This is a genomic window from Flavobacterium plurextorum (assembly GCF_002217395.1).
GTDB lineage: Bacteria > Bacteroidota > Bacteroidia > Flavobacteriales > Flavobacteriaceae > Flavobacterium > Flavobacterium plurextorum.
This window is the reverse complement of sequence record NZ_MUHD01000033.1, coordinates 3,189-28,330: the sequence shown is the minus strand read 5'-3', so window position 1 is coordinate 28,330 and position 25,142 is coordinate 3,189. Positions and strand designations below refer to the sequence as shown.

Annotated in this window: 23 protein-coding genes; 13 read left to right on the top strand and 10 right to left on the bottom strand. The window is 33.3% G+C overall.

Going from position 1 to position 25,142, the window contains the following annotated elements; genetic code table 11:
• Nucleotides 1-64: 64 nt before the first annotated feature.
• Nucleotides 65-2,131 carry a beta-N-acetylhexosaminidase gene (locus B0A81_RS17255; RefSeq protein ID WP_089059171.1) on the top strand — a complete coding sequence of 689 codons (2,067 nt, stop codon included), beginning with the start codon at nucleotides 65-67 and terminating at the stop codon, nucleotides 2,129-2,131.
• Between the two features lie 294 nt (nucleotides 2,132-2,425).
• Here B0A81_RS17255 and B0A81_RS17250 read toward each other — a convergent pair whose 3' ends face one another.
• The 4 genes from B0A81_RS17250 to B0A81_RS17240 are packed head-to-tail and all read right to left on the bottom strand — an operon-like array spanning nucleotide 2,426 to nucleotide 4,988.
• Nucleotides 2,426-2,623 (bottom strand): hypothetical protein, encoded by a 198-nt coding sequence (locus B0A81_RS17250; protein ID WP_089059170.1) that lies wholly within the window; start codon nucleotides 2,621-2,623, stop codon nucleotides 2,426-2,428.
• Nucleotides 2,624-2,634: 11 nt separating this feature from the next.
• Nucleotides 2,635-2,808, bottom strand: a complete 174-nt coding sequence (locus B0A81_RS21660) for a hypothetical protein (RefSeq protein WP_158234868.1) — start codon at nucleotides 2,806-2,808, stop codon at nucleotides 2,635-2,637.
• A gap of 19 nt (nucleotides 2,809-2,827) precedes the next feature.
• Nucleotides 2,828-4,216: a radical SAM protein gene (locus B0A81_RS17245; RefSeq protein WP_089059169.1), complete on the bottom strand. Its 1,389-nt coding sequence runs from the start codon at nucleotides 4,214-4,216 to the stop codon at nucleotides 2,828-2,830.
• A gap of 16 nt (nucleotides 4,217-4,232) precedes the next feature.
• On the bottom strand, nucleotides 4,233-4,988 hold the full coding sequence (locus tag B0A81_RS17240; RefSeq protein ID WP_089059168.1) for a prolipoprotein diacylglyceryl transferase: 756 nt from the start codon (nucleotides 4,986-4,988) through the stop codon (nucleotides 4,233-4,235).
• Nucleotides 4,989-5,231: 243 nt separating this feature from the next.
• On the opposite strand from B0A81_RS17240, the gene B0A81_RS22030 reads away from it, so the two are divergent.
• The 6 genes from B0A81_RS22030 (at nucleotide 5,232) to B0A81_RS17210 (ending at nucleotide 10,496) form a co-directional block, all read left to right on the top strand.
• Entirely contained in the window at nucleotides 5,232-5,471 is a 240-nt protein-coding gene (locus B0A81_RS22030) for a DUF3592 domain-containing protein (RefSeq protein ID WP_089059167.1), read from the top strand.
• Nucleotides 5,461-5,931, top strand: coding sequence for a DUF3592 domain-containing protein (locus tag B0A81_RS17230; protein WP_165768088.1), 471 nt, complete (start codon nucleotides 5,461-5,463; stop codon nucleotides 5,929-5,931). The genes B0A81_RS22030 and B0A81_RS17230 overlap by 11 nt, the downstream gene beginning before the upstream one ends.
• Nucleotides 5,932-6,020: 89 nt before the next feature.
• Nucleotides 6,021-6,794, top strand: coding sequence for a TlpA family protein disulfide reductase (locus B0A81_RS17225; RefSeq protein ID WP_089059165.1), 774 nt, complete (start codon nucleotides 6,021-6,023; stop codon nucleotides 6,792-6,794).
• Nucleotides 6,795-6,951: 157 nt separating this feature from the next.
• On the top strand, nucleotides 6,952-8,571 hold the full coding sequence (locus tag B0A81_RS17220; protein WP_089059164.1) for an ABC-F family ATP-binding cassette domain-containing protein: 1,620 nt from the start codon (nucleotides 6,952-6,954) through the stop codon (nucleotides 8,569-8,571).
• A gap of 293 nt (nucleotides 8,572-8,864) precedes the next feature.
• A complete protein-coding gene (locus B0A81_RS21655) occupies nucleotides 8,865-9,035 on the top strand; it encodes a hypothetical protein (protein WP_165768087.1) in 171 nt (56 codons plus the stop codon).
• A gap of 288 nt (nucleotides 9,036-9,323) precedes the next feature.
• Nucleotides 9,324-10,496 (top strand): glycoside hydrolase family 27 protein, encoded by a 1,173-nt coding sequence (locus B0A81_RS17210; RefSeq protein WP_089059213.1) that lies wholly within the window; start codon nucleotides 9,324-9,326, stop codon nucleotides 10,494-10,496.
• Nucleotides 10,497-10,533: 37 nt separating this feature from the next.
• Here B0A81_RS17210 and B0A81_RS17205 read toward each other — a convergent pair whose 3' ends face one another.
• The 3 genes from B0A81_RS17205 to B0A81_RS17195 all read right to left on the bottom strand — a co-directional run bounded on the left by B0A81_RS17205 (nucleotide 10,534) and on the right by B0A81_RS17195 (nucleotide 12,020).
• Nucleotides 10,534-10,929: a hypothetical protein gene (locus B0A81_RS17205; protein ID WP_089059162.1), complete on the bottom strand. Its 396-nt coding sequence runs from the start codon at nucleotides 10,927-10,929 to the stop codon at nucleotides 10,534-10,536.
• Between the two features lie 9 nt (nucleotides 10,930-10,938).
• On the bottom strand, nucleotides 10,939-11,337 hold the full coding sequence (locus tag B0A81_RS17200; protein ID WP_165768086.1) for a VOC family protein: 399 nt from the start codon (nucleotides 11,335-11,337) through the stop codon (nucleotides 10,939-10,941).
• A 170-nt stretch (nucleotides 11,338-11,507) separates the two neighbouring features.
• The gene (locus tag B0A81_RS17195; RefSeq protein ID WP_089059160.1) at nucleotides 11,508-12,020 is read right to left on the bottom strand and encodes a hypothetical protein; all 513 of its coding nucleotides are present in this window, start codon (nucleotides 12,018-12,020) and stop codon (nucleotides 11,508-11,510) included.
• 236 nt (nucleotides 12,021-12,256) lie between these two features.
• Here B0A81_RS17195 and pyrR point away from each other — a divergent pair, with 236 nt between their 5' ends.
• From pyrR to B0A81_RS17165, 6 genes are all read left to right on the top strand, one after another.
• Nucleotides 12,257-12,796, top strand: coding sequence for a bifunctional pyr operon transcriptional regulator/uracil phosphoribosyltransferase PyrR (gene pyrR / locus B0A81_RS17190; RefSeq protein WP_089052841.1), 540 nt, complete (start codon nucleotides 12,257-12,259; stop codon nucleotides 12,794-12,796).
• A gap of 101 nt (nucleotides 12,797-12,897) precedes the next feature.
• Entirely contained in the window at nucleotides 12,898-13,824 is a 927-nt protein-coding gene (locus B0A81_RS17185) for an aspartate carbamoyltransferase catalytic subunit (RefSeq protein ID WP_029273654.1), read from the top strand.
• Nucleotides 13,825-13,929: 105 nt separating this feature from the next.
• On the top strand, nucleotides 13,930-14,262 hold the full coding sequence (locus tag B0A81_RS17180; RefSeq protein ID WP_089059159.1) for a ribonuclease Z: 333 nt from the start codon (nucleotides 13,930-13,932) through the stop codon (nucleotides 14,260-14,262).
• A 103-nt stretch (nucleotides 14,263-14,365) separates the two neighbouring features.
• Nucleotides 14,366-15,271, top strand: a complete 906-nt coding sequence (locus B0A81_RS17175; RefSeq protein ID WP_089059158.1) for a ribonuclease Z — start codon at nucleotides 14,366-14,368, stop codon at nucleotides 15,269-15,271.
• Between the two features lie 165 nt (nucleotides 15,272-15,436).
• Nucleotides 15,437-16,081 (top strand): pyridoxamine 5'-phosphate oxidase, encoded by a 645-nt coding sequence (gene pdxH, locus B0A81_RS17170; protein WP_089059212.1) that lies wholly within the window; start codon nucleotides 15,437-15,439, stop codon nucleotides 16,079-16,081.
• Nucleotides 16,082-16,249: 168 nt separating this feature from the next.
• Nucleotides 16,250-16,753 (top strand): CAP domain-containing protein, encoded by a 504-nt coding sequence (locus B0A81_RS17165; RefSeq protein WP_165768085.1) that lies wholly within the window; start codon nucleotides 16,250-16,252, stop codon nucleotides 16,751-16,753.
• A 121-nt stretch (nucleotides 16,754-16,874) separates the two neighbouring features.
• Here B0A81_RS17165 and B0A81_RS17160 read toward each other — a convergent pair whose 3' ends face one another.
• The 3 genes from B0A81_RS17160 to B0A81_RS17150 form a co-directional block, all read right to left on the bottom strand.
• Nucleotides 16,875-18,809: an OmpA family protein gene (locus B0A81_RS17160; protein ID WP_089059157.1), complete on the bottom strand. Its 1,935-nt coding sequence runs from the start codon at nucleotides 18,807-18,809 to the stop codon at nucleotides 16,875-16,877.
• A gap of 11 nt (nucleotides 18,810-18,820) precedes the next feature.
• Nucleotides 18,821-19,738: a PorP/SprF family type IX secretion system membrane protein gene (locus tag B0A81_RS17155; protein WP_089059156.1), complete on the bottom strand. Its 918-nt coding sequence runs from the start codon at nucleotides 19,736-19,738 to the stop codon at nucleotides 18,821-18,823.
• A gap of 161 nt (nucleotides 19,739-19,899) precedes the next feature.
• The coding region (locus tag B0A81_RS17150) for an HYR-like domain-containing protein (protein ID WP_133063645.1) at nucleotides 19,900-25,142 on the bottom strand (5,243 nt) is incomplete at its 5' end.

Genomic DNA, 25,142 nt, shown 5'->3' with positions numbered 1-25,142 from the left:
TTTTGTTTCTTTTATCTATTTATTAATGTTGTCTTAGGATAACATCTTTTCAAAAACAGTAAAAATGAAATATTTATTTGTCCTACTATTAGCAGGTGTAACCTCTAGCGCTCAAATTCAGAAAGAGCAGTTAAATCTTATGCCTTGGCCTCAGAGTGTTGAATTAAACGACGGGAATTTTGCTTTAAACAAAAACTTTAAAGTAAACATTACTGGAAATCCTAATCCAAGAATTTTTGGAGGAGTAACTCGTTTTTTACGCCGCTTAGATGGTAGAACAGGAATTTTCTTTCAGCAGGGTTTTATCACAAAATTAAATGAAGTTCCAAATGCCGAACTGCAAATTAATTGTACTAAAAGTGGTAAAATTGGTTTATACGAAGATGAAAGTTATCATTTAGATATCAAACAAAATAAAATTACGATAAACGCAACAAGCGATTTAGGTGCTTTACACGGACTTGAAACGTTGTTACAAATGCTGCAAAATAATAGTAGTTCATTTTATTTTCCAGTTTCTAAAATTTCAGATTTTCCAAGATTTACATGGAGAGGTTTAATGATAGATGCTTCAAGACACTTTCAGCCGGTTGATGTAATTAAAAGAAATCTAGATGGATTGGCAGCAATGAAAATGAATGTGTTTCATTGGCATTTAGTTGACGATCAAGGTTGGAGAATTGAAATGAAAAAACATCCAAAACTAATAGAATTAGCTTCGGATGGAATGTATTACACACAAGAGGAAATTAAAAATATCGTAAAATATGCTGAAGAGCGCGGTATTTTGATAGTTCCAGAAATAGATGTTCCAGGTCATGCATCTGCAATACTTACAGCTTATCCAGAAATTGGCAGTAAAGTGATTACATTGACAGGAGGAACTTCCGAAAAAAATATTCAAGGTACAGCAATCGCTACCTATGGAATTGAAAGAAATGCGGGTATTTTTTCGCCAACATTAGATCCTTCAAATCCTAAAACATATCAAATATTAAGTGAACTTTTTGATGAAGTATGTCCATTATTTCCAGGAGCTTATTTTCATATTGGAGGAGATGAGAATGAAGGAAAAGACTGGGATGAAAATCCAAAAATTCAAGAGTTTAAAAAGAAAAATAAGTTAACAACGAATCATGAATTGCAAACTTATTTCACCATGCAGTTAGTTCCGATGCTTAAAAAACACGGAAAGCAACTAATGGGCTGGGAAGAGATTTTGACAAAAAACATGTCAAAAGATGCTATTATTCATGCATGGAGAGGACCAAACGAAGGTGTTGTTGCAGGTCAGTCATTGATTGATGCCGTTAAAAAAGGGTATAAAACGGTAATGTCAAATGGATATTATGTCGATTTGTTGTACCCAATAGAAAGTCATTACTTAAATGATCCAATGCCAAAAGGTGCAGTTTTATCGGCAGAAGAAAAAGCAAGAGTTTTAGGTGGAGAAGCAACAATGTGGACAGAACTTGTAACACCAACAACTATCGATTCTAGACTTTGGCCAAGAACTGCGGCAATAGCAGAAAGACTTTGGTCTGCAGAAGATATTACCGATATGACTAGTATGAGAAAACGTCTTGATGTAGTTTCTTTCAGATTAGAAGAACTTGGATTAACACACATTCGTAACAAAGCAGTTATTTTAAGAAATATTTCTAATAATCAAAATATAGAAGCATTAGAAGAATTTTCGAATGTTTGTGAACCATTAAAAGGTTATAAAAGAAACAAAGGAGGAACTGAATATCAAATGTATTCTCCGTTTACACTTTTTGCAGATGCTTGCGGACCAGATGCTAAAGATTCATTAGCTTTTAATGATGCTGTAAGTCAGTATTTAGCAAATAAAACACCAGAAAATAAAGCTAAAGTAACGGCATTCTTTACTAAATGGATTTCACTTCATAAGCAATTAACAGAGTTGAGTGCAAATGCACCTTTAGTACAGCCATTTTTACCTTTAGCAAAAAGCTTAAGCGATGCATCGAAAGAGTTGTTGCTTGTGTTAGATAATAAGTCGCAATTAAAAGCTGATGAGCTTAAAAATTTAATTGAGCAATGTAACAATAAAGACCACGCTGATGTTGAATTATCAGTTTATGAAAGTCTTAAAAAATTAATATAATGAGTTTGGTTTGAGTTAGTACTTAGTAAGTTGTGTTGCCTGAATTATTTAGTAATTTTTTTTATCTCTGTCAGGTTTTCTGGCAGAGATAATTAGGGCAAAAATCTGTTGAAGACAGCTCTTTTAAGATAAGTGGAAATAGAATATTGGAATGGTTAAAATTGAGTTTGGTTATTTATTTTTTAATCTAAATTTTATTTCAGAATAATGATCAAATTTGGGTGATTTGTTATTTGGTTTTCACCCAGATGCGAACATTATAAAACCTGGTAATTTTATTACCAGGTTTTTTTATTAATGCATGTTTCCTAGTTTGAAGTTTGCTGCACAAGTGCCAAAACCAATTACAAAACCAATAATGGCGAACAGTATAATTTTCAACGAAGTTTTTCTGTCTCGTGAGATAATAATCAAGCGTAAAATTCCAACAAGAAAAGCAATTACACTTATAAAGGCGGCCATACCGCCAATTGCTACTAAAGGATTATTCATAATGTTTTAAATTAAAGCTGACTTACAATTAAGGCACAGGTGCCAAATCCAATTACAAGAATGATTATTGGAATCAGCATAATTATTAAAAAGAATTTTTTGTTTTCTTTTCCAGAAATTAAACCAATCAATCCAACTAAAAACATCACAGCGAGGATGAATCCAATAAATATTAATCCTTCCATATTTTAAAAAATTTGTAAATTAAACATTCAGTTTTTCTCGAATCTTATCAATTTTATGGTCTCTGTAGAATAAATTCATGGTTTCAAAAGGAATAATTTTCATCTTATCGCTTACAATGTGAACACAAGATTTTTTAACAGCCCGAACATCAAAATCATGCGCGTCCATAAAATTCATTATCAAAATTCGGAACAAATTATTATAGTTTAAAGTGTCTGATTGCACTCTTGGCAAGCAGCACATTAATTCATTCATTTCGGTTTCAGCACAATCAACAGAAATTCCAGTGCTAAATAGATTCAGCATATGAGTTTTTAGTTTTTCATCATGCTCAAAAACAATAGTGTTTTTGGAGTTGTTTAACAGATCTTCTGGATTAATTAAGTGTGTCATCGGGAAAACTTCTCCATCAATTTTTAATGCATAAGCCATACATAAAGCATCGGGATTACAAGGAACCGGAATTAAATCCTGAGGTGTAAAAAGAGGATACTGCTCATAAATTTTTCGGCGTACTTCGGTCAAAGTTATTCTTCCAAAATCATCATCATAATTATCATTTCTGCCTGCAACTTGAGTAGGCTGAAAAGTTACGCCACGAATACATTTTTGCTGTAAAGCATATTCAATTATCTGACCAATTTCATCATCATTTTCTCCTTTTTGAAGTGTAATTACTAACGTAGTCGAAATATTAAATTGATTTAAATGTTCAATTGCTTTTTTACGAACTTCAGTTAAATCCTCTCCGCGAAGTTTTTCTAATACTTCAGGTTTAAAGCTGTCAAATTGTAAGTAGATTTCGAAATCCGGCATGTAGCTGGCCAATGTCTCAACAAATTTTATGTCTTTTGCAATTCTTATTCCATTCGTGTTCAACATCAAATGCTTGATAGGTTTACTTTTTGCAATATCAAGAATTTTAAAAAATTCAGGATGTACAGTTGGTTCACCTCCTGAAATTTGAACAACATCTGGTTCACCTTCATTAGCGACAACAGTGTCGAACATTTTTTCAATTTCTTCTAAAGTACGATGCCTTCCATAGTTTGGAGCCGAATTTGCATAACAAGTCGGGCAGGCTAAATTGCAGCGATCCGTAACTTCAACAATCGTTAAGCAGGAGTGCTGCTCATGATCTGTGCATAATCCACAATCATATGGGCAGCCATAGTGCACTTTTGTATTGAACTTTAAGGGCATTTCAGATTGCTTATTATAATTACGAATTTGTTTATAATAATCAACATCATCAGCAATCATCGATTTCAATTCGCCGTGTGTTTTGCAATGTTTCAACATCATAACTTTATTGTCTTGAAATACAATTTTAGTATCAACAAGATCCAAGCAGGTTGGGCATAAACTTTTAGTATAATCGTAAAATATATAATCGCGGGTTTTCATTATGATAGAAGTATAGTTATTGTAAAAGTAAAGTTTTGCTTAAATGATTAAAAACCCGATTTATAAATTTCGAGTAGTAAATAAAAATAAAAATGGAGCTCCATTGAATACTGCTTAAATGAAAAAATAAAGGATTGTATGGCTTTATAAATTCAATTAAAAAGCGAAATAAAAAGTACAAAACCATGAATAGTTTAAATCGGTCACCATTAACGAGATTTCTGTTTTTTATTTTTTGAAAAAAGATAAAAAGTAAAAGCATGAAAAACATTTCATATAAAGCTACTGGATGTCTGTATAAACCATCTCCCAGATCCATTCCCGTAATAAAACTTGTTTCGATTCCGTAAGTAGGTTCAGCAATACCCATTGAAAAACAGCCAATTCGACCAATAAACAAAGCCACAATTATCGGAATTACATATAGATCACCTGAAGAGATTTTAACACCAATTATTTTTTTGAAAAGTTCCACACCAAGCAGTCCGCCTAAAAATCCTCCCGCTACAGTTTTGTTCTGAAAGAAAGTTAAAAAAGTCTGCTGTGTTATTTCGGCAGGATTTTCAAGCAAAGCAATAACTCTAGAGCCTATTAATGCACCAACCATTGCCCCAATTAAAATAATAAGACGATTGATATCTGAAATAGGATCTACTGTTCTTTTCTTCAAAAAGTAATATGCCCTTATCCCAATAAAAAAGGCTAATGTTTCAAATAAAGCGTGCCAATAAAAGGTTTCGTTAAAGAGCTTAAACTGAAATGGAAACGTCATTTTTTAGTCAGATTTTTTTGCTAATTTAATTAAATTAATTGGATTGTTTTTGCAAATTTTTTCTTTTAAGAAACTACAACAAATTAGTCTGATTTGTGATATGTTTCTTAGCTGTATATTTGTTTGTTTAATAATGAAATTATTACATTTATAACTTTTTTTTGTAAACAGAAAATATGATCTGTTATCGCATTTTTAATGCAGATATGATTTAATCATTACCTTATTTTTATAGAATAAAATATGAAAACAATAGCCATAATTAAATATGTATTTTTATCAATCGGAGCACTGATGCTTGCAGGAGCTTTTTATCTTTATCAGGATAAACAAGCCTTTTTAAAAAGAGCAGAAACCGTTCAGGGAACCGTAATTGAATTAATTAGCAAAAGATCTGATAATTCTACAACTTATGCGCCAGTAGTTACTTTTACAACAAAAAAAAGGGAACAAAATCGAATTTACTTCATCAGTGAGCAGTAATCCTCCAAGTTACAGCGAAGGTGAAAGTGTCGAAGTTTTTTACGATCCTGCAGAACCAAAAGATGCCAGTATTAATGGATTTGCTTCACTATGGCTTGGCCCATTAATTTTGGGGATTTTGGGAACAGTTTTCTTTTTAATTGGTTTCGGAATCATTTTATTCGGCTTTTTAAAACAAAGAAAAACGCTGTATCTACGAGATAATGGCAAACGTATTGATACAAAATTTGTTCAAGTGCACTTAAATTACAGTATGGCAGTAAATGGAAGGAATCCGTTTCAAATATCCAGTCAGTGGCTTAATCCTCAAACAAACGAAATGTATATTTTTGAAAGTGATAGTATTTGGTTTGATCCAACGGAGTTTATAAAAGACGATATAATAAAAGTGATGATCGATCCGAGTAATCCAAAGAAATATTATATGGATATTTCTTTTTTACCTAATCTCAAAAATTAAATAGATATTCTAGAAACCTTATAAATCTGTCTCCAGTATTTAAGGGCAATTTTAGTACTTTTGAGACTTAAATATTGTATTAAAAACCCATGCCGAAATCAATTCTTTTTATAGCAGCATTTTTAGTTTTTACCTTTGGTTACAGCCAAATTAAAAATGGAACGCCAGAAGTCGATCCAGTTCAAATTCAAAAAACGTTTAGCGATTGGTCCGTTTATCAAAGTAAAAAAATCATGCTTTCGAGAGATTTTACTGCTCTTGATTTAGAATCTAAAGAAATTTCAAAAGAAAAGTTTTTAGACCAATTAGCAAATGGAAATTATATTCCAATTCGATTAAAATCAGGAGATTCTGTCTACAGTTATAAGCTGTTTAAAATTCTGCCAAAATCTGATACGAGCATAAAAGCGACAATTAACCAAATAGGTTTTGATGCGCTTAAAAACTATCAGATGGAAGGAACCGCTTTTCCTAAATTTTCGTTCAAAGATCTAAACGGAAATCTGGTTACAAACGAATCCATGAAAGGAAAAATTATAGTAATAAAATGTTGGTACATTCACTGTACGCCCTGTATTAGAGAATTTCCACAAGTCAATACGTTAGTTGAAGAATACAAAGACCGAAAAGATATTGTTTTTATCAGTCTGGCAGAAGATTCGACGGAACAATTAAAAGCATTCTTAAGTAGAAAACCGTTGTCGTATGCTGTAATTCCTGATATGAAAGTTTATATGAATGAAGCTTTACAACTCAATTCATTTCCAACACATTTTATTCTCAATAAAGAAGGAAAGATTGCTAAAGTCCTTCCAAATTTCGAGAGTCTGGAAACCGCTTTGTCGAAAGAAAGTAAATTGTAATGGAAGTGAGATGTAAATTGTAAAATGTGAGAGGATAAAAGTTAGATATTTTGGAGTTGACATTTTACGTTTTACAATTTATAATTCACCTTTTCACATCTTTGCAACTCTGAACCTTTTTCACTACTTTTGCACCAAATTAATTAAAAAGACATTCATGTTAACAGTCAATAATTTATCAGTTCAATTTGGCAAACGAATTTTGTTTGACGAAGTAAATACAACATTCACTCACGGAAATATTTACGGCGTTATTGGAGCCAATGGTGCTGGAAAATCTACATTTCTTAAAATTATTTCAGGTGATATGGACCCAACTTCTGGGCACATACATTTAGAGCCGGGAAAACGTATGTCGGTTTTGAACCAAAATCACAACATGTTCGATGAGCATACTGTTTTGGAAACCGTTTTAATGGGAAATAAAGTTTTGTACGCTGTTAAAAAGGAAATGGATGAACTTTATTTAGACTACAACGATAAAAATGCTGACAGAATAGGGGAGCTTCAAGTTCAATTTGAAGAAATGAACGGATGGAACGCAGATTCTGATGCAGCATCAATGTTGTCTAACTTAGGAATTAACGAAGAGCATCATTATACTTTAATGGGCGATATGGAAGGAAAAATGAAAGTTCGTGTGCTTTTGGCGCAGGCACTTTTTGGAAATCCTGATGTATTGATTATGGATGAGCCTACCAACGATTTGGATTTTGAAACAATCGCTTGGTTAGAAAATTTCTTAGCAAACTACGAAAATACTGTAATTGTTGTATCTCACGACCGTCACTTTTTAGATGCGGTTTGTACACATATTTCTGATATTGATTTCGGGAAAATCAATCACTATTCAGGAAACTATACATTCTGGTACGAGTCTAGCCAATTAGCAGCAAAACAACGTGCACAGCAAAACAAAAAAGCAGAAGAGAAGAAACAAGAACTTGAAGAATTTATTCGTCGTTTTAGTGCAAACGTTGCGAAATCTAAGCAAGCTACTTCTCGTAAAAAAATGATTTCTAAATTGAATATTTCTGAAATCAAACCTTCAAGCCGTCGTTATCCAGCAATTATTTTTGATCAGGATCGTGAAGCTGGAGATCAAATTTTGAATGTAGAAAACTTATCAGCTTCAGTAGATGGTGAAGTTTTATTTAAAGATATTAACTTGAACATGGCGAAAGGCGACAAAATCGTTCTTTTCTCTAAAGATTCACGTGCTACAACTGCTTTTTATGAAATCTTAAACAACGAACAAAAAGCAGATTCTGGAACTTTTGACTGGGGAATTACAACAAATCAAGCTTATTTACCAGCTGAAAATCACGATTTCTTCGAAAACGATTTGAGTTTAGTTGATTGGTTACGTCAATATGCTAAAACAGAAGAAGAGCGCGATGAGGTGTTTATTAGAGGTTTCTTAGGGAAGATGATTTTCTCTGGAGAAGAAGCTTTAAAAACAAGCCGAGTTTTATCTGGAGGAGAAAAAGTACGTTGTATGCTTTCTAGAATGATGATGGAACGTGCAAATATTTTAATGCTGGACGAACCAACAAATCACTTAGATTTGGAATCGATTACCGCTTTCAACAACTCATTGAAAAACTTTAAAGGTTCAGTGATTTTTACAACTCATGACCACGAGTTTGCACAAACCGTTGGTAACAGAATCGTTGAAATTACACCAAACGGAGTAATTGACCGTTACATGACATTTGACGAATATCTTGATGATGAAAAAATTCAAGAGCAAAGAAAAAAGATGTACAATCTTTAATCTATAAAATTCCAATATTTTAAATTCCAAATTCCAAATTAAACTTGGAGTTTGGGATTTTTATTTTGGTCTAATTTTAAACACATAGAAACATAGTTTTAATGTCAAATTTAGTGCGAATAAAGACTACAAAAGAGAAATGTATTTCTTTCACACAGCTATTTTTTTTTTCAAAAAAGTGAAACGCCTTTTTTAAGTTCAAAAACTATGTCTCTATGTGTTTAAAAAAATCCCCGCTATGAAAATAACGGAGATTATTTTATGTCTATTTATTGCCAAAAAGTTTAGCGAAAATGAAAATGATTATCGCAATAATAAAGATTACGATGAAAATTCCAAATCCCATTCCGGCTTTAAAAATGTCTCCAATAACTTCGCAGCTTGTAAATGAAAACAGTATTACAAATACCATTAACATTCTTAGTATTTTATTTTGCATGATTCTGAGTTTTATAATTTCATAAATTAAAATTACCTCAGGAATCACGAAAATGTGTTATAGAATTTTTTGAAAATGTTTTAGGATTTGGTGTTTTAGTTTCTTTCGTACCAATTAATATATTTATTCTCTACTTATAGTGGAGTATACTATTTATAGCTGCAGATTTTCAATAAATGTATTTATATTTGAGTTTGTGCATTTTGAAATTACTTTTATTTCGGACTATTTTAATTTATTAAACTGAAATATGCTATTTTTAAAAGCTATTCAACTGGATTTTTATACCACAACAAATATGAAATCATACAAAATGAAAACCGCCTCAAAAAAAATAATATGCCAACTAATTATTGTCTTTTTTATAAACGGGCTGCTTTTTGCTCAGGAAGCTAAACCGCCAATAATGGGTTGGAGCAGTTGGAATAATTTTAGAGTGCATATCGATGAAAAAATGATTCGAGAGCAGGCTGATGCTATGATTACTTCTGGGTTGTACGATGCTGGTTATAGATATGTTAATATTGATGATGGTTATTTTGGAGGAAGAGATTCAATAGGTAATCTTTTTGTTGATACTCAAAAGTTTCCTTCGGGAATGAAGGCTTTAGTGACTTATATTCACAGCAAAAAACTTAAAGCCGGAATATACAGCGATGCAGGAAGAAATACTTGCGGATCTATTTATGATAATGATCAAAAAGGTATTGGAGTTGGTATGTATGGATATCTTGATGCAGATTGTAAAACTTTTTTTGAAGACTGGGGCTGCGATTTTTTAAAAGTAGACTGGTGTGGCGGAGAGAAAATGAATCTCGATGAGAAAACAGAATATTTAAAAATTTTAAAGGCTGTAAAAGCTAAGAACGAAGCAATTGTTCTTAATGTTTGCCGATGGAAATTTCCAGGCGAATGGGCAATCGATAAAGCGGATTCTTGGAGAATTTCCTATGATATTGATGATAAATTTTCATCTATACTTAAGATTATAGATTTAAATGTTGATTTGTATAAATACTCATCTCCCGGACATTATAACGATATGGATATGTTACAGGTTGGCAGAGGAATGACTTATGAGGAAGATAAAAGTCATTTTTCGATGTGGTGCATGTTGAATTCTCCTCTATTGGCAGGAAATGATTTAAGAAGTATGTCAAAAGAAACGGTTGGTATTCTTACCAATAAAGATCTAATTGCTTTAAACCAAGATAAGGGATTCTATCAAGCGAGACGAATATTTAAAGAAGGAAATATTGAGGTTTGGGAAAAATTGCTGGGAGAAAAAGGAAAAGACGGAAAAGCGATCGCTATTTTGAATCGCGGAGATGAAGCAAACCAATTTGTTTTAAAATCAGATTTAGTAAATCTCGAAAAATCAGCGAAAATTCGTGACTTATGGTCAGGTAAAAAGATTGGAGCAATAGGTAAGAAGGTGAATTTTAGTATTCCAAAACATGGCATAATAGTTTTGCGTACCGAATAAAACGGCCTGTGTTTTTTTTTGAAGAAGAGAGAAAAATCTATTGTTTTCTAATCGTTTTTATCTCGAGGAATATAAGTCCAGATATAATAATGATTTCTCCTAAAAAATAAGCCATACCAAAAATAGAAATACTTTTGGAGTTATATACGACAATTCCAAAAGTCATAATACAATATAGAATGTTGGCAATGCAGATTGTTTTTAGAAATGATTTCCAATTTTGCTTCACTAAAAAATAACAGGTAAGAGAATAAATAAAAAAAGCGAATGCAATAATTGAAAGGTATTCAAAGATATCTTTTGATAAACCAAAAAAAGTATTGAAATTTCTAAGTACAAAAAATAGTAATACAGCAGTAAGTAAAGCACCAAAACCATCCAGCAGAAAGATGTTTCTTGGTTTTGTTATAAACTTTTGCAAACTTTTCATCATTTTTATGGTTTAGGATAACATCTCAATAAGTTGAATATAGTTACCGCAAGTATCGTTTAAAACGGCAATTTTCACATTTCCCATTTCGGTTGGATTTGTTTTAAATGCTGCACCCAAATTTACAAGACGATTGTATTCTTCCTCAAGATTGTCTACATTAAATTGTGTACACGGAATTCCTGCTTCAAAAAGCGCTTTTTGATACGTTTTAGAAGGTTCAAAATGGTTTGGTGATGGTTCCAACAGAATTTCAACGCCATTTGGTTCCTCTTTAGAAACAACCGTCAGCCATCTATTATCGCCGCCTAAAGGCACATCGTGTTTTTTTATAAAACCTAATTTTTCTGTGTAAAACTGTAATGCCGTTTCTTGGTCAAGAACTGGAATTGATATGACTTTTGCTTTCATGATTTTGTGGTTTTATTAATTTATTATGCTGTGCGAAGTCTCTTGACTTCGTACCCATTCCAAATATGTTTTGATTTTCTTAGTGTCCTACTGTTGTCTCTGTGAAGTAAGGAGACTTCGCAGAGCGGGTTATAAACCTCACATTTTATAAAAGTCAAATTTAATTTAAATTATCTTTTACTATTCTTTATTCTTTGTTCAGTTGTTGATTGCTCTTTCGTGGATTTGTTATCATCAACACGCCAAAATTTAATAGTCAAAACAGTTATTAGAAAACTTAAAAAGGTGATTACAAAGCCTGCAATGACTATTTTTTTTCCGATTTTAGATTCAAACGATTTAAGTTTCAAGTCCAAATCCATTAATTTATCCGATTTAGCTTCTCGTTCAGCTTTTTTAATACGTTCGGTTTCTAAATCGTGTTCGATTTTAGTAAATCCTCCTTTTTTTAAAAATGAATCGACTAATCCAGAAGGTGATACAGCAAAAGGCTGTCCAATTGCTTTCACTATATTTATTAGTTCAGGTTTTTCTCTAATAATTTCTTTAATTAAGAACTCAATTTCGTCTCTATTTTTGTCTTTTAATATTACAGAAATTAAAGATTCAGAAGTAAAATATGTATCAGGATTTCTATTTGGATTAGAAATCATTTGTTGTAATATCAAATCTTTATCGTTCATTTTTCAAATTTTTGGCAACTAGTTTATATGTAATATAAATAACATATATCTATCTTATGCATAAGAGGTTAGTATGAAGTTTTTGATTTCAGCTAAAGTAGGAAAAATGTTTGTTTATAAAAAGTATGTTTCTGCTTCAATTCTATATCAATTTGAAAAAAAATATTTCCCCACTCAACACCCCAACAAATAAATTCTGATTTCGTATATTTGCCAACCAAACATTACAATTACTTATGAGCCAAAAAGTATTACTTAATTCAAAAGAAGTTACTATCATACTCCATCGTTTGGCTTGTCAGTTAATCGAAAAACATCTTGATTTCTCAGAGACTATTTTAGTGGGAATTCAGCCAAGAGGTGTTTTTTTAGCGGAACGTTTAAAACAAATATTAGAAAACGAATATAAGGTTCCCGAAATTTCTTTGGGATATCTGGATATCACTTTTTTTAGAGATGATTTCCGTCGTACTGATAAACCACTCGAAGCCAATAAAACTCAAATCAATTTTATAGTCGAAAACAAAAAAGTCATTTTTATTGATGACGTTTTGTTTACTGGAAGAAGCATTCGTTCTGCCTTAACGGCAATTCAATCTTTTGGAAGACCTTCAGAAATTGAATTATTGGTTTTAATTGACAGACGTTTCAGTCGTCATTTACCAATTCAGCCAGATTATAGAGGTCGTCAGGTAGATGCTATTAATGGTGAAAAAGTGATAGTAAGCTGGAAAGAAAATGATGGTGAAGATGTTGTTCACTTAGTGACAAATTAAAAAGTTTAATCGATTAATCGGTTAATTGTTTAATCGAAAGAAGCGATTAAACGATTAAACAAATAAACGATTAAACAGTAAAAAACAAATAAACAATAAAAATGAAAGAATTAAGCGTAAATCATTTATTAGGAATAAAATATATCAACGAGAATGATATTAACCTGATTTTTGAAACGGCAGATCATTTTAAAGAAGTCATTAATCGACCAATTAAAAAAGTTCCTTCATTACGAGATATTACCATTGCCAATATTTTCTTCGAAAACAGTACGAGAACCAAACTATCTTTTGAATTAGCGCAGAAACGTTTATCTGCTGATGTGATCAGTTTTTCTGCAGCTCAATCATCTGTTAAAAAAGGAGAAACTCTGATTGATACTGTAAATAATATCCTTTCGATGAAAGTTGATATGGTTGTAATGCGCCACTCTAATCCCGGAGCGGCTTATTTTTTATCTAAAAATGTCAAAGCGAGTATTGTAAATGCTGGAGATGGAGCGCATGAGCATCCAACTCAGGCTTTGTTAGACAGTTACTCTATTAGAGAAAAACTGGGAGATGTTGCTGGAAAAAAAGTAGTAATTGTAGGTGATATTCTGCATTCAAGAGTAGCCTTATCAAATATATATGCTTTGCAAATGCAGGGCGCAGAAGTAAAAGTATGCGGACCAAAAACATTGATTCCTAGATATATTGAATCTCTTGGTGTTACGGTTGAACCAAATTTACGTAAAGCTTTAGAATGGTGTGATGTTGCGAATATGCTTCGTGTACAAAACGAACGTATGGATGTGAATTTTTTCCCATCAACACGTGAGTACGCACAACAATACGGAGTTGATAAACCGCTTTTGGATTCTCTTGGAAAAGAAATCGTAATTATGCACCCAGGACCAATTAACAGGGGAGTAGAGATAACTTCTGAAGTGGCAGATTCTGACCATTCTGTTATCTTGAATCAGGTTGAAAATGGTGTTGCAATTAGAATGGCGGTTATTTATCTTTTGGCTTCTAAAATTCAATAATAATATTTAGTTTCAAGTTTCAGGTTTCACGTTGTTGGAACGTTCAGTTTTACAACCTGAAACTTGAAACCTGAAACAAATTAAAAAACTTCGTACCTTAGTAAAATGAAAGTAGATCAAAAAGGACATACCGTTACAATAAAAAATACACAAGGTGATTTTAATGGCTTTGTAGAAAAAGTAACGCAGCAATTTAAAACCTTTGAAAAACATAATGTTATAATCGATCTGTTATCAGATTCCGAGCTTTCAGAAAATGATTTGAAACTTTTTTTACCTCTTGCTAAATCTCAAAAAAAAGCAAAAAAATCATTTGTAATTGTTGTTTCTGATCTTGATTTTAATGCTGTTTCAGATAAATTAGTTGTTGTGCCTTCACTTTTAGAAGCACACGATATTATCGAAATGGAAGAAATTGAAAGAGACTTAGGATTTTAAAGAATCGGTTAATCGTTGATTTGTTTAACTGTTTAATCGATAAGTTTTTGATTATAATTTAACGCGATTAAACGATTCACCAAATAAACGAATAAACATCAAATTGAAGTTAACTATACTTGGCTGTTATGCCGCAACTCCTAGAACACTTACTAACCCAACTTCGCAGGTTTTAGAAATCAAGAATCGTTTATTTTTGATTGATTGCGGAGAAGGAACTCAGGTACAACTTCGAAAAAATAAGATTAAATTCTCAAAAATTAATCACATCTTTATTTCGCATCTTCATGGAGATCATCTTTACGGATTAATTGGAACCATTTCTACTTTTTCTCTTTTAGGCAGAACGACGGATTTACATATTTATGGACCAAAAGGAATAAAAGAATTAATTCTTCTTCAATTGAAGCTGACAGAATCTTGGACAACTTATAGTTTGTTTTTTCATGAATTAGAGTCGAAGAAAAGTGAAGTGATTTTTGAAGACTTAAAAGTTATTGTCAAAACTATTCCGCTTAAACATCGTGTTTATACCAATGGATTCTTGTTTCAGGAAAAACCGGGAGAAAGAAAATTAAACATAGAAGCAGTTCAGCACTATGATATCCATGTTGCTTATTATCAAAAAATAAAAAACGGCGGTGATGTTAAGCTTGATGATGGGACTTTACTAGAAAACGAAAAGTTATCGTTTGACCCAATTCCGTCAATGAGTTATGCATTTTGTTCAGATACTGCTTATAATGAAGATATAATTCCGATTATTGAAAATGTTGATGTTTTATATCATGAATCTACTTTTTTAGATTCTGAAGCTCCTTTGGCACAAAAAACACTTCATTCGACTGCAAAAGAAGCGGCAAGAATTGCATTAAAAGCAAATGTAAAACAATTGATTTTAGGTCATTATTCTACACGATACGACGGAATTGAGCGTTTTAAAGAAGAAGCTGAAACAATTTTTCCTAATGTACTTTTAGGAGACGACGGCTTGAGTTTTGAATTTTAATTTATTAGTTACAAAGGTGCGGAGTAACAAAGGTTTTAAACTTGAATATATGTATGTTACCTTGAGCGATCCTGAGGCGTCGGGAGAAGGGCTTTTGTGGTTAGAAGGGCTTCGACTTCGCTCAGCCTGACAAACTTGAAACTTGAAACAAAAAAACTAAAAACAATGAACGATTTAAGCAATTATAGAAAATCTTACGAGAAAAGTGAATTATTAGAAACTAATATTCCTGAAGATCCAATTAATCTTTTTAACAGATGGTTTCATGAAGTTGAAGATTTTGGAGGAAGCGGAGAAGTCAATGCAATGACAGTTTCTACGATTGGATTAGACGGGTTTCCTAAATCTCGTGTGGTTTTATTAAAGAAATTCTCGGAAGAAGGGTTTATTTTTTATACCAATTATAATTCAGAAAAAGGAAAAGCGATAGAAGCCAATCCTAATGTTTGTTTGTCTTTTTTCTGGCAGGAAATGGAACGTCAGGTTATTATAAAAGGAATTGCCCAAAAAACGTCTGAAAATATTTCTGATGGTTATTTTGATTCTCGTCCTGATGGGAGTAAGTTAGGAGCAATTGTTTCTAATCAAAGTGAGGTGATTCCGTCTAGAAGTTTCTTGGAAGAAAACCTAAAAAAACTGGAACATGAATTTGAAGGAAAACCAATCCCAAGACCTGAAAATTGGGGTGGATTTATTGTAACTCCTTTGCAAGTTGAATTTTGGCAGGGAAGACCAAATAGACTTCACGACCGCATTCGCTACACAAGCCAATCTGATTTTTCATGGAAGATTGAGCGTCTTTCTTCTTAATTTGTAAGATTTTTACTTTTGTTTAAAAATATTTTATGTAGTTTGTCGATTTTTTTTGTAGTTTACCGATAAATTAAATACGTTTGATATAGAAATGTAAAAAGATTGTCACATAATTATTTAAGGTTTTTGCCCCAACATTTGCTTTAAAACTAAACTACTAAGATTATGAAAAAAGTTATGTGCGCCATGCTGTTCATTGTGATTTCGATCACAATGAACTCATGCTCGGCAGAAGTCGCAGAAGGTACTGAAAGTACTGGGGGTACAGAAAAATTAATTACAGACTACAGCTACAATGCGTCTGAATTAGAAACAATGCAGTTAATAAACAATTACCGGGTAAGTATTGGTTTAAATGCATTGGAAAAAATTAATCATATTTCTTATGAATGTGAAGTTCATAATAAATATATGATTGATAACAACCTTGTAAATCACAATGATTTTGTTTTGCGTTCAAAAAACATTGAAAGTGTTCTTGGCGCCAAAAGGGTTGGAGAAAATGTGGCTTATAACTATAAAACTTCTGAAGCTGCTTTGAGAGCTTGGTTGGATAGTCCGGGTCACAAAGAAAATATCGAAGGAAATTATACTCATTTTGGTATTTCGATATCTACCGATCCCGCAACTGGGAAAAAATATTACACTAATATATTTGCAAAAATTTAAAAAAACTTTCAAATTGGTTGGTTAGTTTTCGTTGTAATTCCTGAGTTACAACGTTTTTTTTGTAAAAAAAAAGCTGTCTAGTTATAGACAGCTTTTTTTGATATAATGTATTTTGGGAGTATTATAATCCTACTATAATGAACTCGCTTCGTCTGTTCATTTGGTGTTCTTCTTCAGTACAAGGTACCCCATCAGAACATTTATTTACGAGTTGTGTTTCTCCATAACCTTTTCCTGTCAGACGATTTTTAGCTACGCCGTTTTTAATAAGCCAGGCGATAGTTGATTTGGCTCTTCGGTCAGATAAAGCTTCATTGTATTGATGAGTTGCTCTACTGTCTGTATGTGAACGAATATCTAACTTCATAGTTGGATTTTGATTCAATACATCTAATATTTTCTCTAAGTCTAAAGCAGCTTCAACACGAATGTTTGATTTGTCAAGGTCAAAATAAATCATTTTTATTCCGAAGCATTTTCCTAAATCGTCTCCGATAGCAACTTTACAAATGATTTTATCTAAAGCAATTGGCAGATCAGTTTTTCCGCTTACTTTTCCAATATTCACCATAACTTCTTTAGTCGCATAATCTGTTTTCACAGCTCTCACATTATACGATTTACCGCATTCAACTGCAAAGCTGTATTTTCCTTCGGCATTTGAAATCGTTGTACTTACAATAACCTGCTGGCTGTCATATAAAGTAAGTTTTGTTCCCGGCAGTATTATGCCACTTTCAGCGTCTGTAATTACACCAGTTAATTCTTGAATACATTTTAGTCTTCTAGTTTCTAGAAATTTATAAATATCATCAGAACCGTGGCCGCCGGCTTTATTTGAACTGAAATAACCTCTTCTAGTGGCTGGATCAATAATATAAGCGAAATCATCATTAGGCGAATTTACGTCAGCACCTAGGTTTTGAATATCACTTACAGTTCCATTATCCTGCAATTGTCCCACAAATACATCAAGTCCGCCAAGTCCTGGATGACCATCAGAAGCAAAATAAATTTCATTTTCACTGGTTACGTAAGGAAATGTTTCTTTTCCTTCGGTATTAATTGTTTTTCCTAAATTTTCAGGAGTGCCATAACCGCCATTGCTGTTGATGCTTACTTTGTAAATATCCGATTGTCCGATTGTTCCCGGCATATCAGATGCAAAGTAAAGTGTTTTTTCATCAGGGCTTAAAGCAGGATGGGCAGTACTAAAATTATCACTTGTAAAAGGAAGAGCTGCTATATTAGTCCATTTTCCATTTTCGAGTGTAGCTTTGTAAATTTTGATCAGAGTAACTTTGTTATCATCTTTTCCTTTTTTGCCGTCAATAAAATTGTTTCTAGTAAAATAAACGGTCTTTCCGTCTTTGGTAAATGCTGGAGAAGATTCGTGAAATTTTGTATTTAAGGCAGTTTTTATTTTATTTACCTTAGTCGAACTTCCGCTTTCAGCATCAATATCTGCATTGTAAATATTAGTAAAATATTCACCTGTCCATTTGTGTTTTCTCTGACTGAAATTACCAGTATCTCTAGCCGATGCAAAATAGATTTTATTGTCATATACAAAACTTCCGTAATCAGAATATTTAGAGTTGATTCCGGCATCTTCAATTTTATAGCGACCAGAGTTTAATTTGATTTGATCTAGGTAGTTTACATCTTCTTTATAAAGCTTACCTCTAGAATCGTTTTTATATTTTGTATTAAACTCATTGAGAACTTTATCAGCTTTTGCAAGCTGTCCAGTTGATTTTAAAGATTGTGCATATCTGTAAAAATACTCGGCTTCAGGAGACGGATTCATTGCAAAAAGCTCGCCGTACCATTTAGCAGCACCTTCAAATTCAGAATTGAAATAATAAGAGTTTCCGAGTTTTTTAAATAAATCTTCAGACTTATATCCTTTTTCGGCCACCCTTTCATAGGTTTTAATGGCATCAACATAAGCATATCCGTCGTATTTTTTATCACCTGAGTTAACCTTTGACTGCTGTGAATAGCCGTAAAAAATATTTAATATTATTAAGCAAAGGAGCGTATAATTTTTCATAATAATAAGTTTTAGAAGAAACGAGGAGTTGTCATTTTACCATTTTTCTTGAAGAATTCATATCGCAGGAATATCTCATGAGATCCTGAGTTGTAATTATTTAAGTTTGTTGTTTCTCGGTCGTAACCGTATCCTAAATAAAGTCCGTCTGTGATTTGAAATCCAACCATTGCACTTAAAGATGCACTCCATCTATAAGCTGCTCCAACTACAAATTTTTCAAAAAACATAAAGTTGGCAGAAATATCAACTTGTAAAGGTGCTCCTTCAACCATTTTGGTTAATACGGCAGGTTTGAATTTGATATATTGTAATTTATCAAGATCAAATACGTAACCGGCCATTAAATAATAATTGATTTTGTCTTTGTAAATAGCTACATCATTATCATCATAACGATTGGTTTCGATGAAATTGGGTACAGATAAACCAATGTAAGCTTTGTCTGAATGCCAGTAAACTCCAGCTCCAATGTTTGGAGAGAATTTATTGCTTAGGTCTTGAAACTGTGGATCGCCTTGATCTTCAGGATTTAGTTTGTTAATATCTAAATTGAATAAATTAGCAGTTCCTTTAATTCCAAAAGAGAGTTTAAAATCTGGCGAAGTTTGTATTGAATATGATAGATCGGCAGAAATATTATTCTCATTTGTTGGACCTATTTTATCATTTACCAGCGAAAGTCCTATACCCAATTTACTATTGTTTATTGGAGTGTTAATAGAGAAACTGCTGGTTTCTGGTGCTCCGTCTAAACCAACCCATTGAGTACGGTATAGACCAAAAACACTTAGAGCTCCGCGAGATCCCGCATAAGCAGGATTTATATTTATCGCATTGTACATATACTGTGTATACTGTGCATCCTGCTGTGCATAGCCTGTAAGGGCTACAAACATAATGACGAAGAAAAATAATTTTGTTCTCATAGTAGATGTGTATTATTTAGTTATTACCAACTAACTTTTTAATTCTTTAAAAAAGGTTTTTAAGTTAGTATGAATCTTTATTCAAAAATAAGTATTTTTTTACGAATTGTTATTTAATGCGCTATATATTAATGTTTTATATAGCGCATTTTCTTTGTTGTTTATTTTGAAAGATATAAGTATCCGTCTTTTTTATTATCTTGAACTTCATTATTTCCATTCAATGATTTGTAATTCAAAATGTAGAAGTACGTTCCAGTTGGTAATCCATCTGATTGTTTGATAGTTGTTCTACCTCTAGATGTTCCATCAAATGCATTGGTTTCATTATTGTAATTTGTTGTTTCAAATACCAATATTCCCCAACGATTATAGATTTCTACAGTGTTTCCTGGATAACAGGTCAAATCATCAATACTATCAATTACGAAAACATCATTTTTTCCATCTCCATTAGGAGAGAAAGCATTGTGTACAACTATATTTCCACATGGCAGTACTTTACAATCGTCGTTAATTTCCATGTTAAGAGCAATTGTTCTAGGGCAGCTCTCGTCTTTTATTCTATATTCGAATATGTAATTTCCAAGTGCTAAACCTAAAGTATTAAGTGTACTGCCTTGTAGGGCATTAGTGTTATTTGTGTCAACCCAAGTTCCTGTTGTTGCGGTTCCTTGTGGCAGTAAATTAGACAAGTTTAGTAATGTTGAATCATCATTACAAGCCTGACTTGCAATATTAGTTACACCGTTTGGCAGCACTATGATTGTTACTGTTGCTGTATCACAATTTCCAGGACTTAATTTGTCACAAAGACGATAGGTATAAGTATAAGTTCCAGCTGGAGTTAAACTTGATACTCTCACATTTCCTAATGTATCGAATGTTATATTAGAATCTGTTTTTACATTACTATTCGTTTCTGTTAATAATGTAAACTCTACAAGATCAAGTGTTGCTCTAGTTAAACCTTTAGTATCGTTACTTAAAACGTTACCTACTAGTCCAAAAGTGTTACAGCCAATATTGCTGTAAGTATCATCAACCGCATTAATTGGAGTTGGCGGTGCAGGATCAACAACTGTTATTGTTACAATTGCAGTGTCACAGTTTCCAGCATCAGCATTTTCGCAAATTTGATACGTTAATGTGTATGTTCCGCCGGTTGTACCAACTTTTACATCTACAGATCCATTAGGATTTAGTGTTAATGCTCCTGTTGGGTCTGGTGTCACTGTTGTAAGTGTAACATCTGCTGGATTAATTGCATTTCCATTTAAGGTGTCATTTGTATATACATTTACAACATTTGTTGCTCCAGTACCTCCAGAAATTGGACCTGCGTTATCATCATTAGCAACAATTGCAAATGTTGGTCTGGCAGTACAGAACGGTTCAGAAGGCGGATAATTTACAGTTATTGTTTCACTTGGATTAAGCGATAATGTAATGTTCGCAGTTGGGCGTAATCCTTCAAAACCGTCAGGCGCTTGAATCCATTGATTGTTTTGGAATACCCATCCTGGCCAGTCAGTACCTTTTCCGTTTGTATCAACTGTAGCTCCAGGCCATAAAACGCGACCACTTAGAGGTAAGTCAGACATGGTAGTTACCACTTTGTTTGCTGCATCTGCCCAAGTTATCGATACGCCATTTGCAGGAGTAAAGTTAACTGGAGTTACAGTGTAATCAAGGTATGGAACATCATTTATACAAATTGGTGATGCAGTGACTGTTATTACCGGTGCTACAATCGTTACTGTTACTGTTGCAGTATCACAGTTTGATGTTGCATCGGCTTCACAAATTTGGTATACCATTGTAAGTGTACCTACTGGTGCATTTGGTAAAACATCTACAGAGCCATCTGAATTTAATTGTAAAAACTCATTTGGTGTTACAGTAGTTATTACAACATCAGAAGCAGTTACTACTACGCCTTCAAGTGTATCGTTTGGTAAAACATTCAAGACATTTTTTGTAATATGATTTACACCAGCAATTGGACCGGCACTATCATCATTGGCAACTATATCTTTAAATTCTTTACAGTTTACACCAAAGTCAGCATCTAAATGAACTAAGTCCTCAGGAGTAACATTTACAATTATACCGCTTTGACTGGTAGTTTGACATACCGTATGCATTTGCAGTTTGGCAGGTTTTGATGTTACTTTTCTATCTGTTGAGCTTGGAAGTACTTTTACAAGTCCAGTTTCTCCTAGAGCAGCTGCAACAGCATCTAGATTTGCTTCTCTAACTAGTTTAATGTTATATTCTCCATATGGATTTGCTTGTTCTGGTCTATCTCTCCAGAATCCTTGAATTCCAATAATTACTTCAGAATGATATCCATTTGGACCATCAATTATAATATTCGGATTTGATGCGTTTCCAAAACCACCGGCATTTAATTCGCCTGCATTTGATGGACCAACATAACTTCCGTCACCATTAAAATCTATCCATTCCCAAAGACTGTAATCTACAGCACCTTCAGCATCTGGAATATTTTTAGTTACGACACCATCATTGTTAGCATCATACCATTCGTCTTGAACACCATTTCCGTTAGTATCGTACCAAACATAATCTCCTAAAACAGGAAGGTTTGATTTTCCGTATTCGAAGTTATGAACTTGGAATTCACATTCTTTAAGAGTAGTAAAGAACAAGCTCGAGTCGACTGGGTAAAGTTGATATGCACTATTTAAATTGGCATCTTGAACTTGAACTAAATAACTTCCTGCAGGCATTCCTGTGAAGCTGTACATACCATCGGCTCCAGTTACACGTAGTAAAATTGGTCCTGTGGTAGTACCTTGAGGAATCAATGTTACTGGAACATTTGCAATAGGAGTGTTAGTGTCTACATTTATAATTTGTCCAGATATTTTAACTTTATAATTTGGTTCTGTAATAACTACCGTTGCAGTTGCTGTACAAGTTTCATTTTCACTATTTACTACAGATGTCGCAGTAAGTGTGTATGTTCCAGCTGGTAAATTTGTGTTTCCAACTACTTCGTTATTTTGATTTGTAATAACTACAGTAGATCCAGGACTGCTGGTAACTGCAATTGAACCATCACTTTTTCCTTGGCAGCTTACATTTGTAGCAATACCGCTTACAGAAACTTTATTCTCAACAGTAAAGGTTTGAACTAATTCCGTTTTATTACCTGCACAGTCTGTTAAAGTATAAGTTCTAGTTAAAATATATGATTCTCCATTACATCCGGTTCCTCCATTGTTAGTGTCACTTACTGTAATTTTTACAGCTCCTGCACAGTTGTCTGCGGCATCTTTTATGTCAGATGGACTTCCTGCTGGAATGTCGGCGGCACTTTGTAGATTAGCAACATTTGATGGTGCAGTACCAGTTGGAGGTGTAGTATCTCTTACTGTTATAACTTGAGTATAAGAAATTGAATTTCCTCCACAATCACTTGTTGTCCATGTGCGAGTTAAGGTATATTCTGTACCACATTCGTTTTTAACATCGCTTTTAACTTCTTTGAAAACAATTGGTAAATCTCCATTACAATTATCAGAAGCTTCCATATTAAATGGTTCTGGAACAGCGTCACAAGAAACAGTAATATCTGAAGGAAGATTGCCAACGAAAGTTGGTTTTGTAGTATCCTGAATTGTAATTATTTGTGTGAATGTTTCAGAAGTGTTTCCACAATCATCTTTTACAGTCCATGTATTGGTGTAAGTACCGGCATTTCCGCATTCTTCAGAAGCTTTAAACTCACCGCTCACTTTATCAATGTTTGAAACATCAGTATCGCAGGCGTCAGTTGCAGCAGGGAATAAGGCTTGAGCCGATGCTAGAGCTTCTGTATCACTGCATTCTATGGTTCTGTTTAATGAAGCAGCTTCAGTAGACCAAGTTGGTGCTGTAGTATCTTGGATTGTGATTATTTGTGTGAATGTTTCAGAAATATTTCCACAATCATCAGTAACTGTCCACGTATTAGTGTAAGTTCCAGCATTTTTGCATCCTTCAACAGCTTTAAACTGACCGCTTGCTTTCAGAATATTTGTCACATTAGTATCACAGGCATCAGTTGCAGTTGGGAATAAGGCTTGTGCTGCAGCTAAAGCTTGTGTATCACTGCATTCTATGGTTTTGTTTAATGAAGCAGCTTCAGTAGACCAAGTTGGAGCAGTAGTGTCTTGAATTGTGATTACTTGTGTGAAAGTTTCAGAAATATTTCCACAATCATCAGTAACCGTCCAAGTATTAGTGTAAGTTCCAGCATTTTTACATCCTTCAGTAGCTTTAAACTCACCTTTTACTTTATCAATATTTGAAACATCTTGATCGCAAGTATCAGTTGCTGTAGGGAACAAAGCTTGCGCTGCTGTTAAAGCTTGTGTATCGCTGCATTCAACTGTTCTGTTTAAAGAAGCTGTTTGCGTTACCCAAGTTGGTTTTGTTTTGTCTTGTACTTTAATTGTTTGACTTACAGGAAGTGAAATGTTTCCACATTCGTCCTTAGCTGTCCAAGTTCTTGTAATCGAATAAGAACCCGCACAGTTACCAGGAGTAGTAACATCCTCATAAGTTAAAACAGGAGCATTACCACTATTATCAGTTGCTGTTGCTTGAGTAAAAACTGGCGTTGCAGGACAATTAATAGTAGAAGTTTCTGGTAATGGATTTATTACTGGTTTAACAGAATCTCCATCGATAATAGTTACTGTTTTTGTGACAGTACATAAGTTAGCATCTTTAACCGTAACGATATATGTTCCAGCTTTAAGACCTGTAGCTGTAGCACCAGTTTGAACAGGAGTTGTGTCCCAAGAATATGTGTAAGGGCTTGTTCCTCCTGCTGGAATTACAGTTGCAGAACCTGTTGTACCTCCACCACAAGCTACATCAACTTGTGTTGTAGTTGCACTTAAAGGATCTTGCGGCTGACCAATTGTAATTTCACATTTAGTAGTGTAATTTAATTTATCAGTAACTGTTACAGTATGTAAACCGGCAGTTAAAGCAACAGCAGTTGCAGTTGTTTCGTCATTATCCCATTTATAAGTATACTCGCCATTTCCTCCAACAGCTGTTACTGTAGCTTTACCAGTATTACCACCGTAGCATTTTACGGTTGCATCTTGTTGTATACTGCAGGATAATACATTTGGTTGTGTAATTTCTACAGTACATTCTGTAAAACAGCCATTTATATCTGTAACTTTTACACTATGCATTCCTGCGTTTAGTGCTATGGCTTTTTGTGTAGTTTCACCATTATCCCATAAGTAAGTATAACCAGGAGTACCGCCAAGAGCTGATACAGTAGCCTCACCATTGCTTAAACCGTTTGCAGTTACAGGTTTGTTTTGAACTACAGAACATGAAAGAGCTTGAGCAGGTTGTCCAACCGTAA